This window comes from Micromonospora sp. LOL_021 (genome assembly GCF_048060215.1).
Lineage (GTDB): Bacteria > Actinomycetota > Actinomycetes > Mycobacteriales > Micromonosporaceae > Micromonospora_E.
In genome coordinates this window covers 1-15,298 of the sequence record NZ_JBHMIN010000087.1, presented here as the reverse complement: position 1 = coordinate 15,298, position 15,298 = coordinate 1, and the positions used below count along the sequence as shown (strand labels likewise).

Below are 15,298 nucleotides of genomic sequence, written 5' to 3'. Positions count from 1 at the left end.
GGAAGCGGTGATGCCCGATCCGGCCGTCGCCGAGCCGCAGCCGGCCCCGGCCGCGCCGGGCGCGCTCGACGCGGCGGCCGTCCGGCGATCCTGGGACCAGATCCTCGCCATGGTCGGCAACCGCAGCAAGCGGGCCGCCGCGGTGGTCCGCGAGGCGACGGTACGTGAGGTCGACGGCGACGTGCTGGTGCTGACCTTTCGGCACAGCGTGCACGCCACCATGCTGTCCGCCTCGCCGGACCTGCTGCTCGAAGCCGTCTACGAGACGCTCGGGGTCCGGTGGCAGATCCGCTGCGAAACCGCCGGTGGGGCGTCCGGTCCGGCCCGGGCCAGCGCAGCCCGGCCGGGTCCGGTGCCACCCGCCACCGGCCCACCCGCCAACGGCCCGGCCACCGCGGGCCCGCCGGCCGCCACCCGGTCGGCTGCGGCCAGCGCTGCCCGCGCGGCGGCTTCGGGCGGCGGGGCCGGTGGTCGACCGGGTGCGAGTCGTCCGGGCAGCCGCCAGCCGGCCGGCGGTGGTGACGACTCCGACTGGCCCGAACCGGCCCGACCGGGCGGGGGCGACGCCTCGGCGGCGAACGACGGCCCGTCCGGCGGTGGCCCGTCCACCGGCCCTGGGCCCGGACAACGGTCGGCACCGGCGCAGCAGAACGGCCCGGTGTCTCGGTCGGTCGGTCGGTCGGCGACCGCGACGGCTGGCCGACCGGTGACGGCTGGCCGTCCTTCGGCGTCGGCGGGCGGCGGTGTCTGGGCCGACGGACCGTCCGCCGAGGAGCCGCCGTACGACCCGGACTACGACGGGCCGGTGCGGTCCGGCGCCGCGTCCGGTCCGCCGCGTGGCCCCGTCTATGAGGGCTTCGACCCGGGTGACGAGCCGCTGGACGAGGTGGTGGACGAGCAGACCGCCCGGCAGAGCAGCGAGGAGCAGGCGATGCAGTTGCTGCGCCAGGCGCTCGGCGCGGAGAAGATCGGCGATATCGATTCGCGGTGACCGAGACGGATTCGCGGTGACCAGGTGCGCGGCTTCCGTGCCGGGCGCTGCGGATCCGGCGGGACGGACTAGGCTGGCCACGGTCCGGCCACATCGATCGAAGGAGCGGTGCCGTGCGCCCCGGTGGACAGCCCAACATGCAGCAGATGCTGAAGCAGGCGCAGAAGATGCAGCAGCAGATGGCGACCGCCCAGGCTGAGCTGGCCGAGGCAGAGGTCACCGGTGTGGCCGGCGGGGGCCTTGTCACGGTGACCCTTTCCGGCGTCGGCGAGATCCGGTCGATCAAGATTGACCCCAGTGCGGTGGACCCGGCGGACGTGGAGACGCTGGAGGATCTGGTGCTGGCTGCGGTCCGCAACGGCAACGACGAGGTCCGCAAGCTGACCGAGGAGAAGATGGGCCCGGTCACGGGCGGCCTCGGCGGTCTCGGCCTGCCCGGGTTCTGAGCCGCCGCAGATGTACGAAGGCGCCATCCAGGACCTGATCGACGAGCTGGGCCGGCTGCCCGGTGTGGGGCCGAAGAGCGCCCAGCGGATCGCGTTCTACATTCTCTCCGCCGATCCGGCGGACGTCACCCGGCTGGCCACCGCGCTGCGCCGGGTCAAGGACCTGGTCAAGTTCTGCACGGTGTGTTTCAACGTGGCCGAGACCGAGCACTGCCGGATCTGCCGCGACCAGCGGCGCAGTGACGACGTGCTGTGTGTGGTCGAGGAGCCGAAGGACGTCGTGGCGATCGAGCGCACCGGTGAGTTCCGGGGGCGCTACCACGTGCTTGGTGGGGCGATCAATCCGCTGGAGGGGGTCGGCCCGGACAACCTGCGGATCCGGGAGCTGATGCTGCGGTTGGGTTCGGGGACGGTCAAGGAGCTGATTCTGGCCACCGACCCGAACACCGAGGGCGAGGCGACCGCGACCTATCTGGCGCTGATGGTGAAGCCGATGGGGATCGCGGTGTCCCGGTTGGCAAGTGGTCTGCCGGTCGGCGGCGACCTGGAGTACGCCGACGAGATCACCCTTGGCCGGGCGTTCGAAGGCCGGCGTTCGGTCTGACACCGGGCCGGCGAAACACACGAAACATGTAACAACTTGGTATAGCCCAATCTTGGACATATCTGGCCTATCATCGGCGCTGTAGGGTTCGATCGCCGTTGACGGGACAGTTAAGACACGATCCGGTACCAACCGCGTTCCGGCTGGTTTCCGGTCGCGCCGAACGCCGGCTAAGGTCTCGCCATCGGTGACCCCCGTCACTACGTTGTCCGTACCCAAAGGACGAGGTGAAGCACCCATGCGTGCACCCAGGCCGAAGGCCGCCATCGCGGCCGTCGCGGTCGCGGCGCTGGCCCTAGCCGGCTGCGCCGAGAGCGAGCGTGACGACTCCGGCGACTCCAGTGATGCCACCCTGGTCTTCGGCGTAGCCGGTGACCCGAAGGTCCTCGACCCCAGCTTCGCCAGCGACGGCGAGTCGCTGCGGGTGGCCCGGCAGATGTTCGAGACCCTGGTCCGTCCCGAGGAGGGCGGTACGGCGATCACACCCGGTCTGGCCGAGAGCTGGACGCCGGATGAAACCGGTACGGTGTGGACGTTCAAGCTGAAGTCCGGCGTCAAGTTCCACGACGGCACCGACTTCAACGCCGAGGCGGTCTGCGTCAACTTCGACCGCTGGTACAACGCGACCGGCCTGATGCAGAGCCCCGACGTCACCGCCTACTGGCAGGACGTGATGGGCGGCTTCGCCAACAACGAGAGCGAAGACCTGCCGGAGAGCCTGTTCGAGTCGTGCACCGTGGTCGACGACACCACCGTGAATCTCGCATTCACCCGCGTGTCCAGCAAGATTCCGGCGGCCCTGATGCTGCCGTCGTTCTCCATCCACTCGCCGGCGGCGCTGGAGGAACACAACGCCAGCGACGTGACCGGCAGCGCCGACGACATCTCCTACCCGGCGTACGCGTTGGAGCACCCCACCGGCACCGGGCCGTTCAAGTTCGACAGCTGGGACATCGCCAACAAGACCCTCACCCTGGTCCGCAACGACGACTACGCCGGTGAGAAGGCGAAGGTCAAGACGTTGATCTTCCGGACCATCTCCGACGAGAACGCCCGCAAGCAGGAGCTGCGCAACGGCGGCATCCAGGGCTACGACCTGGTCGGTCCGGCCGACGTGCAGCCACTCAAGGACGACGGCTTCAACGTGCTCACCCGCCCGGCGTTCAACGTCCTCTACCTGGCGATGAACCAGCAGGGCAACCCAGCGCTGGCCGACATCCGGGTCCGGCAGGCGATCGCCCACGCGCTGAACCGGCAGGCGCTGGTCGACTCGAAGATGCCGCCCGGAGCCGAGGTGGCCACCCAGTTCGTCCCGCCGACCATCGAGGGCTGGAACTCCGGCGTCACCACCTACGACTACGACGTGGCCAAGGCCAAGGAGCTGCTGGCCGAGGCCGGCCACTCGGACCTGACGCTGCGGTTCCACTACCCGACCGAGGTCACCCGGCCGTACATGCCGAACCCGAAGGACATCTTCGAGCTGCTCGCCGCCGACCTGCGGGAGGCCGGGATCACCGTCGAACCGATCCCGCTGAAGTGGTCGCCGGACTACCTCAACGCCACCACCTCCGGCAACGCGCACGACCTGCACCTGCTCGGCTGGACCGGTGACTACGGCGACGCGTACAACTTCATCGGGACGTTCTTCGACCGGCCCAAGGACGAATGGGGTTACGACAACCCGGACCTGTTCGCCAAGTTCGTCGAGGCCGACGGCACCGCCGACATCGAGGCCCGCTACGAGCTGTACCGGGACCTGAACGCCGACATCATGGAGTTCCTGCCGGGCGTGCCGGTGTCGCACTCCCCGCCGGCGATCGTCTTCGCTGAGGACGTGATCGGGGTGCAGGCCAGCCCGCTCACCGACGAGCGGTTCGCCACCGCCGAGTTCAAGTCCTGAATCCACGAGTGAACTAGCAAAGATCCACGAGTGAACTAGCGAACGGAACGAGGGCGGGCGTCAGCCGCCACCCGGGCCACCAGTCCGGGTCGCGGCGGCGCCCGCCCACGCGACCCTCCACACCCCCTGCCGAGGCACCGTGTTCCGCTTCATCGTCCGACGACTGCTCCAACTCGTACCCACGCTGTTCGGTCTCTCCCTGCTGCTGTTCATCTGGCTGCACCGACTGCCCGGCGGCCCGGAGTCCGCGATCCTCGGTGAGCGTGGCACCCCGGAGATGCGCGCCGCGATCCGCCGCAACCTCGGGCTCGACGAGCCGATCCTGATCCAGTACGGCCGGTTCATGAAGCGGCTGCTGCAGTTCGACCTCGGCACCTCGATCTCCACCAAACGTGAGGTCACCACCGAGTTCCTGCAACGCTTCCCGGGCACCGTGGAGCTGACCGCCGCGGCCATGCTGATCGCGATCGGGGTCGGCATCCCGCTCGGCTACCTGGCCGCCCGCCGCCGCGGCACCCTGCTCGACCACGGCTCGGTCGTCGGCTCGCTGATCGGCATCTGCGTCCCGGTCTTCTTCCTGGCGTACGTGCTGAAGGCGATCTTCGCGGTGAACCTCGGCTGGTTCCCGTCCAGCGGCCGGCAGGACCCCCGCATCGACGCCACCCGGGTGACCAACTTCTTCGTCCTGGACGGACTACTGACCCGGGAGTGGGACGCCTCGCTCAACGCGCTGTGGCACCTGGTGCTGCCAGGGTTGGCGCTGGCCAGCATTCCGTTGGCGATCATCGTCCGGATCACCCGGGCCAGCGTGCTGGAGGTGCTCGGCGAGGACTTCGTCCGTACCGCCCAGGCCAAGGGCCTGACCGGCCGGGTGATCCGCCGCCGGCACGTGCTGCGCAACGCGATGCTGCCGGTGGCCACCAGCATCGGCCTGCTCACCGGCGGGCTGCTGTCCGGTGCGGTGCTCACCGAGACCGTGTTCGCCTTCGGCGGCATCGGTGCCTTCGTCGCCGACGCGATCAGCCAACGGGACTACCCCGTACTGCAGGGCTTCATCCTGATCATCGCGTTGGTCTACGTGCTGGTGAACCTGTTGGTGGACATCTCCTACACCTTCATCGACCCGAGGGTGCGGGTCCGGTGAGCGGGCGGTTGGTCGGTGCGGGTGGACAGGACTGCGGCGAGCGCGGCGCGCAGCCGCGGACGGAGGCGGCCCGATGAGTGACGTACTGAGCCCGGGGCGGAAGAAGGCAAAGCTGGACCGGCTCGCCGAGCTGTCCGCGGCGCACGACGACGAGCGCGGTGTCAGCCTCTGGCAGGAGGCGTTCCGCCGGCTGCGCCGCAACCCGGCGGCGATCGTCGGCACCGTCATCCTCGGCGTCTTCCTGCTGGTCGCCCTGGTCGGCCCGTTCCTGGTGCCGTACGACCCGGCGGCGCAGCTGTGGAAGGACGAGATCCGCGAGGCGCAGGCCTTCTACCCGGGGCCGCGCGCGGAGAACTGGTTCGGCGTGGACCATCTCGGCCGCGACGAGTTCAGCCGGATGATCGTCGGTGCCCGGCAGACCCTGCTGGTCGGCGTCGTCGCCACCCTGATCGGGCTGACGGTCGGCACGCTGATCGGTGGCCTGGCCGGTGCCGCCGCCGGCCTCGGCGGGCGGTGGGGCCGCTGGGTGGACACCGTGCTGATGCGGATCGTCGACATGCTGCTGGCGCTGCCCAGCCTGCTGCTGGCGATCAGCATCGCGGCGCTGCTCGGGGCCAGCCTGACCACCGTCATGATCGCGGTCGGCATGGTGTCGGTGCCGATCTTCGCCCGGCTGCTGCGCGGCTCGATGCTCGCCCAGTCGAACAGCGACTACGTGCTCGCGGCCACCTCCCTGGGGGTACGGCGGAGCAAGGTGGCGCTGACCCACATCCTGCCGAACTCACTCGCACCGGTGATCGTGCAGTCCACCCTCACCCTGGCCACCGCGATCATCGAGGTGGCCGCGCTGTCGTTCCTGGGGCTCGGCAACCCGGACGCGTCAATCCCGGAATGGGGGGTGATGCTGGCCGACGCGCAGCGCTACCTGGACGCCGCGCCCCGGCTGGCGATCCTGCCCGCGCTGGGCATCATCATCACCGCGTTGGGCTTCACCCTGCTGGGCGAGGCGATGCGCGAAGCCCTCGACCCGAAACTGCGGAAGTGAGCCATGGCGCTGCTCGACGTGGATGAACTGGCGGTCACCTTCGCCCGGCGGGGGCAGCGGAACGTGCACGCGGTCGACGGGGTGTCCTTCTCGGTCGACGCCGGTGAGGTGACCGGGCTGGTCGGCGAGTCCGGCTGCGGCAAGAGCGTCACCTCATTGGCGATCATGGGGTTGCTGCCGGCCGGTAAGGGCGTGCGGGTCCAGGGCAAGGCCGCGTTCGACGGCACCGACCTGCTGCAGCTCGATCCCCGGGCGATGCGGGACGTACGCGGCCGCGACGTGGCGATGATCTTCCAGGATCCGCTCTCCTCGCTGAACCCGGTGGTGCCGATCGGAGTGCAGGTCACCGAGGTGCTGGTCCGGCACCGGGGGATGCGCGGCGAGGTCGCCCGGCTCGAAGCCGAGCACCTGCTGGACCGGGTCGGTATCCCGGACCCCACCCGCCGGTTGAAGGAGTACCCGCATCAGCTCTCCGGCGGGATGCGGCAGCGTGCGCTGATCGCGATGGCGGTCGCCTGCCAGCCCCGGCTGCTGATCGCCGACGAGCCGACGACCGCGCTGGACGTGACGATCCAGGCGCAGATCCTGGAACTGCTCAAGGACCTGGTCCGCGAGTCCGGCACCGCGCTGGTGATGATCACCCACGATCTGGGGGTGGTGGCCGGCATGTGCGACACGATCAACGTGCTGTACGGCGGTCGGGTGGTTGAGACGGCCCGCCGCCGTCCACTGTTCGCGGCACCACGTCACCCGTACACGGTCGGTCTGCTCGGCTCGATTCCCCGGCTCGACGCGGGCCACGGTCGGCGACTGCGACCCATCCCCGGCTCGGTCCGGGACCTGCTGCCCTGGCCGGACGGCTGCGCCTTCGCGCCGCGCTGCGCCCGCCAGGTTGACGCCTGCCTCGGCACCCCGCCGCAGCTGCGCCGGGAGCCGGACGGGCACGCGTTCCGCTGCGTCAACCCGCCCGAGACCGACGACACGGGGGAGGCCGCCGGTGAATGAGCCACTGGTCGAGGTCCGCGACCTCAAGGTGCACTTTCCGATCACCCGGGGCGTCCTGCTGGACCGGGTCGTCGGGCACGTCCGGGCGGTCGACGGGGTGGACCTGCGGATCGCCCGGGGCGAGACGTACGGCCTGGTGGGCGAGTCGGGCTGCGGCAAGTCGACGCTCGGCCGGGCCATCCTGCAGTTGACCCCGCCGACCGGCGGCGAGGTGGTCTTCGACGGAGTGACGTTGAACCGCCTGCCGGCGGCCAAGCTGCGGACCATGCGCCGCCGCTTCCAGATGATCTTCCAGGACCCGATGTCCAGCCTGGACCCGCGGCAGAACGTCGAGTCGATCCTGGTCGAAGGGCTGCAGGCGCACGACATCGGTGCCGACCGCACCGAGCGCCGGCAGATCGTCGGCGAAGCGCTCGACGCGGTCGGCCTGCCCCGCTGGGCGCTGTCCCGCTATCCGCACGAGTTCTCCGGCGGCCAACGGCAACGGATCGGCATCGCCCGCGCGCTGGTCCTCGGCCCGGAGCTGATCGTCGCCGACGAACCGGTCTCCGCCCTGGACGTGTCGATCCAGGCCCAGGTGATCAACCTGCTGGACGAGCTGCAGATCGAACGCGGCCTCACCTACCTGGTGATCGCCCACGACCTGGCGGTGGTTCGCCACATCTCGGACACCATCGGGGTGATGTACCTCGGCGCGCTGGTCGAGGAGGCGCCCGGGGACCAGCTCTACCGCGAGCCGCTGCACCCGTACACCCGGGCGTTGCTGTCTGCCGTGCCGGTGCCGGACCCGGAGGTGGAGGACCGGCGGGAACGGATCCTGCTGGCCGGGGACCTCCCGTCGCCAGCGAACCCGCCGGCCGGCTGCCGATTTCACACCCGGTGCCCGTGGGCGCAGCCGACCCGCTGCGCCGACGAGCGGCCGGTGCTACGCGAGATCGGCCCGTCCCGGGTGGCCTGCCACTGGGCCGAGCAGATCGCCGCCGGGTCGCTGCGCCCACACCGGACGAGCCCGGAAGCGGTCGCCCCCGCCGGCGCCGGCACCGGGCCGGCCACCGTCTCCGCCCCGCGCGAGCCGCTGCCGTAGCCGTTCGCACCCCCGCGCGAGCCGCTGCCGTACGGGCTGGACGCAGTTTCAGCCGTCCGGGCGGTGCAGCAGGCCGACCGCGATGGCGTGTACGGCGTCCAGGCCGGCCGGGTCGGCCAGGTCGGCCCGGCCGCCGGTCACCGCGTACCACTCCGCGGCGTCCTTGTACTGCACGCGGAGGGTGACCTGGCCGGCGGCGAACTCGGTGCGCAGCGTCAACTCGCCGGTGATCACGCCGACCTCGTCGGTCATCACCCCGCCCGGCCCGGCGACGATGTCCCGGGTGCGGCTCGACTCCACCGGCTCGCCCATGGTCAGCTCCTGTCCTCTCGTCGGCACCCGTACCGTCGTCACCGACCGGCCGGTGTCAGCGACCGGTCGCGGTCACGGACAGGTGGTCAGCATGTCGGCCAGCGCCGCCTTCTCCGGCTCGGTGACCGACAGCTCCCAGTAGTGCTTGACCGTGATCCAGTCCTGGGCGTACTGGCACCAGTAGTCCCGGTTCGGCGGCTTCCACTGCGACGGGTCCTGGTCACCCTTTGCCCGGTTGGTCGACGCGGAAACCGCGATCAGCTGCGGACGGTCCAGGTCGTTGGCGAACTCGCGGCGCTGGTCGTCGTCCCACTCGTCGGCACCGGAGCGCCAGGCGTTGGCCAGCGGGACGATGTGGTCGATGTCGAGGTCGCCGGGGTCGGTGAAGGACTCGCCGTCGAACGCGCTGAGCCACTGCCCACCGACCACGTTGCAGCCATCCAGTTCGATCGCCGTGCCGTCGCGTTCCAGCACGGTGTCCCGCACGTCGCAGTTGCTGCCGGCGGAGCTCCAGTGCGGAAAGTGGTCCCGGCTGTAGCCGCGCATCGCGCCGGCGGACGCCACGGTCAGCTGGTCGAGCAGCGCGGATGCCTGATCAGCGGAGCCGTCGCCGGAGCCGTCCGCCGACCCGTCGGGCGGCGCGGCGGTGGGGGAGCCGAGGGTGATGTCGACGGACTCGCAGCCGGCGGTCGCGACGAGCGCCAGGGCGGCGGCTACCGCGACCGCCGCCCGGCGCGGGTCGAATCGGATGGTCCAGGGACGCTGTCGAAAAGGGGTTCGCACCCGTCCAGCTTGCGGGTGCCCGGCGGTCAGCGCCAGGCACCCGCCGTCCCGGCGTTTCGCCGGAACCTAAGTGGATCTTGACCCGGTGCCGCCGGCTCAGCCGGCGCGCCGACTGCGGTTCACCGCGCTGGTCACCGCCCGCACCGAGGCGATCACGATGTTCGAGTCCAGCCCGACACCCCAGACCGTACGGTCGCCGACCTCGCACTCCACGTACGCCGCCGCCTGCGCGTCGCCCCCGGCGGAGAGCGCGTGCTCGTGGTAGTCCAGCACCCGCACGCCGACGTCCACCGCCTGCAGCGCGTTGACGTACGCGTCGATCGGGCCGTTACCCGCCGAGTCCAGGGTGTGCCGGACGCCGTCGACCACGACCACCGAGGTCGCCTCCACCTTGCCGTCGACCGTGCTCGTCGCGTACGACTCCAGAATCACCGCCGGTCCGGTCCGCTGACCGCCGAGGTACTCGTCGGCGAAGATCTCCCACATCCGCTGCGGCTCGATCTCGCCGCCGGAGTCGTCGGTGACGGCCTGCACCACACCGGAGAACTCGATCTGCAGCCGCCGGGGCAGGTCCAGGTTGTGTTCCTGGCGCATCACGTACGCCACCCCGCCCTTGCCGGACTGCGAGTTGACCCGGATCACCGCCTCGTAGGTGCGCCCCACGTCACGCGGGTCGATCGGCAGGTACGGCACTCCCCAGGAGTGGTCGTCGACCTGGACCCCGGCCGCGTCGGCGTCGCCGGCCAGCGCGTCGAAACCCTTCTTGATGGCATCCTGATGGGAGCCGGAGAACGCGGTGTAAACCAGGTCCCCGGCGTACGGATGCCGCTCGTGCACCGGCAGCTGGTTGCAGTACTCGACGGCCCGCTTGATCTCGTCGATCTGGCTGAAGTCGATCTGCGGGTCGACACCCTGGCTGAACAGGTTCAGCCCCAGAGTCACCAGGTCGACGTTGCCGGTGCGTTCACCGTTGCCGAACAGGCAGCCCTCGATCCGGTCCGCGCCGGCCAGCAGACCCAGCTCGGCGGCGGCCACCGCGGTGCCCCGGTCGTTGTGCGGGTGCAGCGACAGCACCACACTCTCCCGCCGCGGCAGCCGCCGGTGCATCCACTCGATCGAGTCGGCGTACACGTTGGGGGTGGCCATCTCGACGGTCGCCGGCAGGTTGATGATCAGCGGTCGGTCGGGGGTGGGCTGGATCACGTCGATGACCGCGCTGCACACCTCCAGCGCGTAGTCCAGCTCGGTGCCGGTGTACGACTCGGGCGAGTACTCGTAGAAGATGTCGGTGTCCGGGGTGTGGATCTCGGCGTACTTCTGGCACAGCCGCGCCCCGGTGGTGGCGATGTCGGTGATCCCGGCCTTGTCCAGGCCGAAGACCACCCGCCGCTGCAGCACCGACGTCGAGTTGTAGAAGTGCACGATCGCCCGCCGGGCGCCGCGCAGCGACTCGAAGGTCCGGTCGATCAGATGCTCCCGGCACTGGGTCAGCACCTGGATCGTGACGTCGTCGGGGATCAGGTCCTGCTCGATCAGCTGCCGGACGAACTCGAAGTCGGTCTGGCTGGCCGCCGGGAACCCGACCTCGATCTCCTTGTAGCCCATCTGCACCAGCAGCTGGAACATCCGGCGTTTGCGGTCCGGCGACATCGGATCGATCAGCGCCTGGTTGCCGTCGCGCAGGTCGACGGCACACCATCGGGGTGGCTGCTCGATGCGCCGGGTGGGCCACTGCCGGTCGGGTACGTCGACGGCGAACTGCTGGTGGTAGGGCTGATAACGCTGGTACGCCATCCGGCTCGGCCGCTGTCGGGCGATCGGGTCGGTGGCGGGCTGGTCGGTGGCGCCCGGATCGGCGGTGGGCTGGACGTTGACGGACTGCCGTGCTGGGCCGGCGGTTGGCTGTGCCATGGTGCGATCTCCTGGTCTGGGACGGTCCCGCGCTGTCGCGTCCGCCGGCCGGCGGCGGCACCTCGGTCCGGTCGGCCGGCAGGGCCCGGCGGCGATCCGGTCGCGGTGGCCGCGTCGGTCATGGTGGCCGTTTCGGTCGCGGTGGCCGCGTCGGTACGGCGAAGGGCGGCGGCCCGGTTCGGTCAGCTGGGCGGCGCGCTCGCCCAGGTGCGGCGAACGGTGCCGGAGCGGCTGGACAGCGTGGGCGCGGATGGGGTCAAGGCGGCGCGGGTCAACTCCGCGACGAGGTGCCGGCCTCGGGGGCCTCGTCGCGGCAGCGAAGGAGGAGCGCCTGCCACATGACGGTTCTCACCCTACGTGGTGATCGCGGGTTGGCAAAGCCCGGCCGAAATCTCAGCCGGTGCCGGTCGTGGATCCGCTGCTCGTCGGCGGGGTGCCGGCCGAGCCCGGCGGCACCCCGGTGGTCACCGGGCCCGGCAGCGTGATCGACGGCGGGGCCGTGCCCGGCTGGCCCGCCAACAGCAGCGTCCCGAGCTCCAACCGTGCGCCGGTGAGGGTGCCGTCCGGGCGGTAGCAGTAGATTCCCACGTCCAGTGGCGGCTGCAACGAGGTGGTGGTCGACTCCACGGAGAAGCAGGTGCCGTCGGCGCCGTCGAGCGGTTCGGTCACCGACACCGCCAGCGGGGCACGCCGGTCGGCCAGCACCGCCCGCCAGTCGGCGAACAGGTGGTGCAGCCGAGGGTCGAGTGCCGGTTCGACCGCGGCGTCCGGGTCGCCCAGCCGGACACAGTACGACGTCACCGGGTTGCCGGCCGACGGCAGCGCACACCGGAACAGGCCATCGTCGTTCTGCGCCATCGCGACGTCGCCCGTGCCGCTCGTGCTGCTCGTACCGCCCGCGCCGCCTGGGGCGCCGCCCGGAATGTCCACCCGCCACCCGCCGTCCTCGGCCAGGGTCACCGCCACCGTCCGGTCCGGCCGACCTGGGGTCTGCAACGTGTAGAACGCCGTCATCCGCAGGTCGCTGGCGGCGGCGGCCGCCGCCGCCAACTGCGCCCGTGGTTCGGCCGGCGGGGTGCTCCCTGGCGCCGACGGCGACTGCTCGCCGGTCGGCGTGCCCTGCGGCGACGTCACCGGATCGGTGGAATCGCAGCCCAGCAGGGACAACGTGACGAACGCCACGCAAGCCAGCGCGGCAGGCGAGTTTCGTGACGCTACGGGACCCCGGGAACGCATCCGCCCATTCTGCGTACCCGGTCGGGTTTTGCGGCCGGGCGGCCCACGGACACGCCGATTTCCGTCGCCGGCCCGCTGACGACCTGCGGCCTTTCGGCCCGACGGCGAGTCGTCGGCGTGTCGCGGACCGGGCCGGCCGGACGACCGGCGTCCCCGACGGACACGGGCGGTGACCGCACCCGGCCGGATCGTGGGAACGGCTGTCTGCGCGGGCTCCGGACGCCGGTACCCTGATGCCGGCAGGTTGGCAGCAGCTGGAGGGGAGTGGACCGCCGTGGCACTGGTGGTGCAGAAGTACGGCGGGTCCTCGGTCGCCGACGCCGAACGCATCAAGCGGGTCGCCGAGCGAATCGTCGCGGCCCGCAAGTCCGGCGACGACGTCGTGGTGGTCGTCTCCGCGATGGGCGACACCACCGACGAGCTGCTCGACCTCGCGGGGCAGATCAGCCCGCTGCCGCCCGGCCGGGAGCTGGACATGCTGCTCACCTCCGGCGAGCGGATCTCGATGGCGCTGCTCGCCATGGCCATCCACAACCTGGGCTACGAGGCGCGGTCCTACACCGGCTCGCAGGCCGGTGTGCTGACCACCTCGGTGCACGGGCGAGCCCGGATCATCGACGTCACCCCCGGCCGGCTGCAGGGTGCCCTGGACGAGGGCGCGGTGGCGATCGTGGCCGGTTTCCAGGGCGTGTCCCAGGACACCAAGGACATCACCACACTGGGCCGCGGTGGTTCGGACACCACGGCGGTGGCGCTCGCCGCCGCGCTGCAGGCCGACGTCTGCGAGATCTACACCGACGTCGACGGGGTGTTCACCGCCGACCCCCGAATCGTGCCGAACGCCCGGCACATCAAGCAGATCACCTACGAGGAGATGCTGGAGCTGGCCGCCTGCGGGGCGAAGGTGCTGCACCTGCGCAGCGTCGAGTATGCCCGCCGGGCCGGTCTGCCGATCCACGTCCGCTCGTCGTACTCGACCAACACCGGCACCATGGTGACCGGATCGATGGAGGATCTTTCCGTGGAGCAAGCACTCATCACCGGAGTCGCCCACGACCGGAGCGAGGCGAAGATCACCATCGTCGGCGTTCCCGACGAGCCGGGTGCCGCCGCCCGCATCTTCGAGACGGTGGCCAACGCGGAGACCAACATCGACATGATCGTGCAGAACGTGTCGACCGAGGGGACCGGCCGTACCGACGTCTCCTTCACCCTGCCGAAGGCCGATGGCCCGACCGCGATGGCGGCGCTGGGCAAGGAGCAGGAGCGGATCGCCTTCAAGGGCCTGCTCTACGACGACCACGTCGGCAAGGTGTCGCTGATCGGTGCCGGGATGCGTTCGCACCCGGGCGTGGCCGCCAATTTCTTCGCCGCCCTCGCCGAGGCCGGCGTCAACATCGAGATGATCTCCACCTCGGAGATCCGGGTCTCGGTCGTCTGCCGGGACACCGACCTGGACGCGGCGGTACGCGCGGTGCACGCCGCCTTTGACCTCGGCGGTACGGAGGAGGCGGTGGTCTACGCAGGCACTGGCCGGTGAACCCGGTGCCTGACACCAGGGCACGCCCGCTGCCCACCCTCGCGGTGTTCGGTGCGACCGGCGCTGTCGGTGCTGTCATGTGCGAGCTACTCACTTCACGGGCCAACGTCTGGGGCGAGATCCGGTTGCTGGCCTCACCCCGCTCCGCCGGGCGGCTGGTGCGCTGCCGGGGCGAGGAGCTGCCGGTGCACCAGGTCAGCCCGGAAGCCTTCGACGGCGTCGACGTCGTCATGGTGGACGTGCCGGACGACGTGTCCCGGCAGTGGACACCGGTCGCCACCGAGCGCGGCGCGACCGTGGTCGACAACTCGGGTGCGTTCCGGATGGACCCCGGCGTACCGCTGGTCGTGCCGGAGATCAACGCCGAGCAGGTACGTCGCCGGCCGCGCCGGATCGTCTCCAACGCCAACTGCACCGTCCTGGCCATGATCGTCGCGATCGCCCCGCTGCACCGCGAGTACGGCCTGCGCGAACTGGTGCTGGCCAGCTACCAGTCGGTCTCCGGCGCCGGGCGGTTCGGCGTGGACCTGCTGCACAGCCAGCTGACCAGGGCGGCCAGCGACCGCACGCTCGGCTCGCGGCCGGGCGACGTACGCCAGGCGGTGGGTGACGACCTCGGCCCGTTCCCGGCGCCGCTGGCGCTCAACGTGGTGCCGTTCACCGGCGAGCTCGCCGACGCCGGATGGTCCACCGAGGAGCTGAAACTCCGCGACGAGTCCCGCAAGATCCTCGGCCTGCCGGATCTGAAGGTCTCGTCCACCTGCGTGCGGGTGCCGGTGGTGACCGGGCACTCGGTCGCCGTACACGCGGTCTTCGGCAGTGAGGTGACCGCGGACGGCGCCCGCGAGGTCCTGCGCAACGCGCCCGGGGTGATCGTGGTCGACGACCCGGCGAACGCCGAGTTCCCGATGCCGATCGACGCGGTCGGCACCGAGCCGTCCTGGGTCGGCCGGATCCGTCGGTCGATGGACGACCCCCGGGCCATCGACTTCTTCGTCACCGGCGACAACCTGCGCAAGGGTTCGGCGCTGAACACCATCCAGATCGCCGAACTGATCGCCCGGGATCTGTCCGCCAGTCGGTGACCGACGCGCTGACGTGCGGCAGTCGCTGCCGCGCTTGGCCTCAGCTGTGACTGAACGCAGTGTTGAGGTTGCAGCAGCCAGCCGAAGTGTGCTCTATTTGATACATAACTCTTCTAACGGTGCCTAGGGGAAACCCGAACACCACATCCTAAGCCTCGATCCACCGACGCGGTTCGTCTTGAGCTCGGTTGAGTAGTTTCGGTATTGGGTGG

At 70.7% G+C, this 15,298-nt stretch carries 12 protein-coding genes and 2 pseudogenes; 10 read left to right on the top strand and 4 right to left on the bottom strand.

The annotated features are described in order from the left end of the window. The 8 genes and pseudogenes from ACFHWT_RS30335 to ACFHWT_RS30300 all read left to right on the top strand — a co-directional run. Positions 1 to 991, top strand: a pseudogene (locus ACFHWT_RS30335) (DNA polymerase III subunit gamma and tau); the annotation flags it as partial. Between the two features lie 137 nt (positions 992 to 1,128). Then, complete coding sequence (locus ACFHWT_RS30330) at positions 1,129 to 1,437, top strand: YbaB/EbfC family nucleoid-associated protein (RefSeq protein ID WP_233606442.1); 309 nt, start codon at positions 1,129 to 1,131, stop codon at positions 1,435 to 1,437. Positions 1,438 to 1,447: 10 nt separating this feature from the next. Beyond that, complete coding sequence (gene recR / locus ACFHWT_RS30325; RefSeq protein WP_416598072.1) at positions 1,448 to 2,041, top strand: recombination mediator RecR; 594 nt, start codon at positions 1,448 to 1,450, stop codon at positions 2,039 to 2,041. A 238-nt stretch (positions 2,042 to 2,279) separates the two neighbouring features. Then, complete coding sequence (locus ACFHWT_RS30320) at positions 2,280 to 3,941, top strand: ABC transporter substrate-binding protein (protein ID WP_416598071.1); 1,662 nt, start codon at positions 2,280 to 2,282, stop codon at positions 3,939 to 3,941. 139 nt (positions 3,942 to 4,080) lie between these two features. Next, positions 4,081 to 5,085 (top strand): ABC transporter permease, encoded by a 1,005-nt coding sequence (locus ACFHWT_RS30315; RefSeq protein WP_278172097.1) that lies wholly within the window; start codon positions 4,081 to 4,083, stop codon positions 5,083 to 5,085. A 73-nt stretch (positions 5,086 to 5,158) separates the two neighbouring features. Beyond that, complete coding sequence (locus ACFHWT_RS30310; protein WP_416598070.1) at positions 5,159 to 6,130, top strand: ABC transporter permease; 972 nt, start codon at positions 5,159 to 5,161, stop codon at positions 6,128 to 6,130. A 3-nt stretch (positions 6,131 to 6,133) separates the two neighbouring features. Continuing rightward, a complete protein-coding gene (locus ACFHWT_RS30305) occupies positions 6,134 to 7,135 on the top strand; it encodes an ABC transporter ATP-binding protein (RefSeq protein WP_416598069.1) in 1,002 nt (333 codons plus the stop codon). Beyond that, entirely contained in the window at positions 7,128 to 8,219 is a 1,092-nt protein-coding gene (locus ACFHWT_RS30300) for an ABC transporter ATP-binding protein (protein ID WP_416598068.1), read from the top strand. The genes ACFHWT_RS30305 and ACFHWT_RS30300 overlap by 8 nt, the downstream gene beginning before the upstream one ends. A gap of 48 nt (positions 8,220 to 8,267) precedes the next feature. Here the strand turns inward: ACFHWT_RS30300 and ACFHWT_RS30295 are convergent. From ACFHWT_RS30295 to ACFHWT_RS30280, 4 genes and pseudogenes are all read right to left on the bottom strand, one after another. Continuing rightward, positions 8,268 to 8,507 (bottom strand): annotated as a pseudogene (locus tag ACFHWT_RS30295) (hypothetical protein); the annotation flags it as partial. 96 nt (positions 8,508 to 8,603) lie between these two features. Beyond that, a complete protein-coding gene (locus tag ACFHWT_RS30290; protein ID WP_416598067.1) occupies positions 8,604 to 9,314 on the bottom strand; it encodes an HNH endonuclease family protein in 711 nt (236 codons plus the stop codon). A gap of 96 nt (positions 9,315 to 9,410) precedes the next feature. Beyond that, complete coding sequence (leuA, locus tag ACFHWT_RS30285) at positions 9,411 to 11,108, bottom strand: 2-isopropylmalate synthase (RefSeq protein ID WP_416598073.1); 1,698 nt, start codon at positions 11,106 to 11,108, stop codon at positions 9,411 to 9,413. A gap of 510 nt (positions 11,109 to 11,618) precedes the next feature. Beyond that, positions 11,619 to 12,407 carry a hypothetical protein gene (locus tag ACFHWT_RS30280; protein ID WP_416598066.1) on the bottom strand — a complete coding sequence of 263 codons (789 nt, stop codon included), beginning with the start codon at positions 12,405 to 12,407 and terminating at the stop codon, positions 11,619 to 11,621. A 328-nt stretch (positions 12,408 to 12,735) separates the two neighbouring features. On the opposite strand from ACFHWT_RS30280, the gene ACFHWT_RS30275 reads away from it, so the two are divergent. Together ACFHWT_RS30275 and ACFHWT_RS30270 are read left to right on the top strand one after the other, a co-directional pair. Next, positions 12,736 to 14,001, top strand: coding sequence for an aspartate kinase (locus tag ACFHWT_RS30275; RefSeq protein WP_281552759.1), 1,266 nt, complete (start codon positions 12,736 to 12,738; stop codon positions 13,999 to 14,001). 5 nt (positions 14,002 to 14,006) lie between these two features. Further along, positions 14,007 to 15,086 (top strand): aspartate-semialdehyde dehydrogenase, encoded by a 1,080-nt coding sequence (locus ACFHWT_RS30270; RefSeq protein ID WP_416598065.1) that lies wholly within the window; start codon positions 14,007 to 14,009, stop codon positions 15,084 to 15,086. Positions 15,087 to 15,298 lie beyond the last annotated feature (212 nt).

What these genes read in the sequence shown, in the direction of transcription:
- ACFHWT_RS30320 (WP_416598071.1), top strand. Translation starts at nt 2,280, where the DNA reads ATGCGTGCACCCAGGCCGAAGGCCGCCATCGCGGCCGTCGCGGTCGCG.
- ACFHWT_RS30305 (WP_416598069.1), top strand. Translation starts at nt 6,134, where the DNA reads ATGGCGCTGCTCGACGTGGATGAACTGGCGGTCACCTTCGCCCGGCGG.
- ACFHWT_RS30330 (WP_233606442.1), top strand. Translation starts at nt 1,129, where the DNA reads ATGCAGCAGATGCTGAAGCAGGCGCAGAAGATGCAGCAGCAGATGGCG.
- recR (WP_416598072.1), top strand. Translation starts at nt 1,448, where the DNA reads ATGTACGAAGGCGCCATCCAGGACCTGATCGACGAGCTGGGCCGGCTG.
- leuA (WP_416598073.1), bottom strand. Translation starts at nt 11,108, where the DNA reads ATGGCGTACCAGCGTTATCAGCCCTACCACCAGCAGTTCGCCGTCGAC.
- ACFHWT_RS30310 (WP_416598070.1), top strand. Translation starts at nt 5,159, where the DNA reads ATGAGTGACGTACTGAGCCCGGGGCGGAAGAAGGCAAAGCTGGACCGG.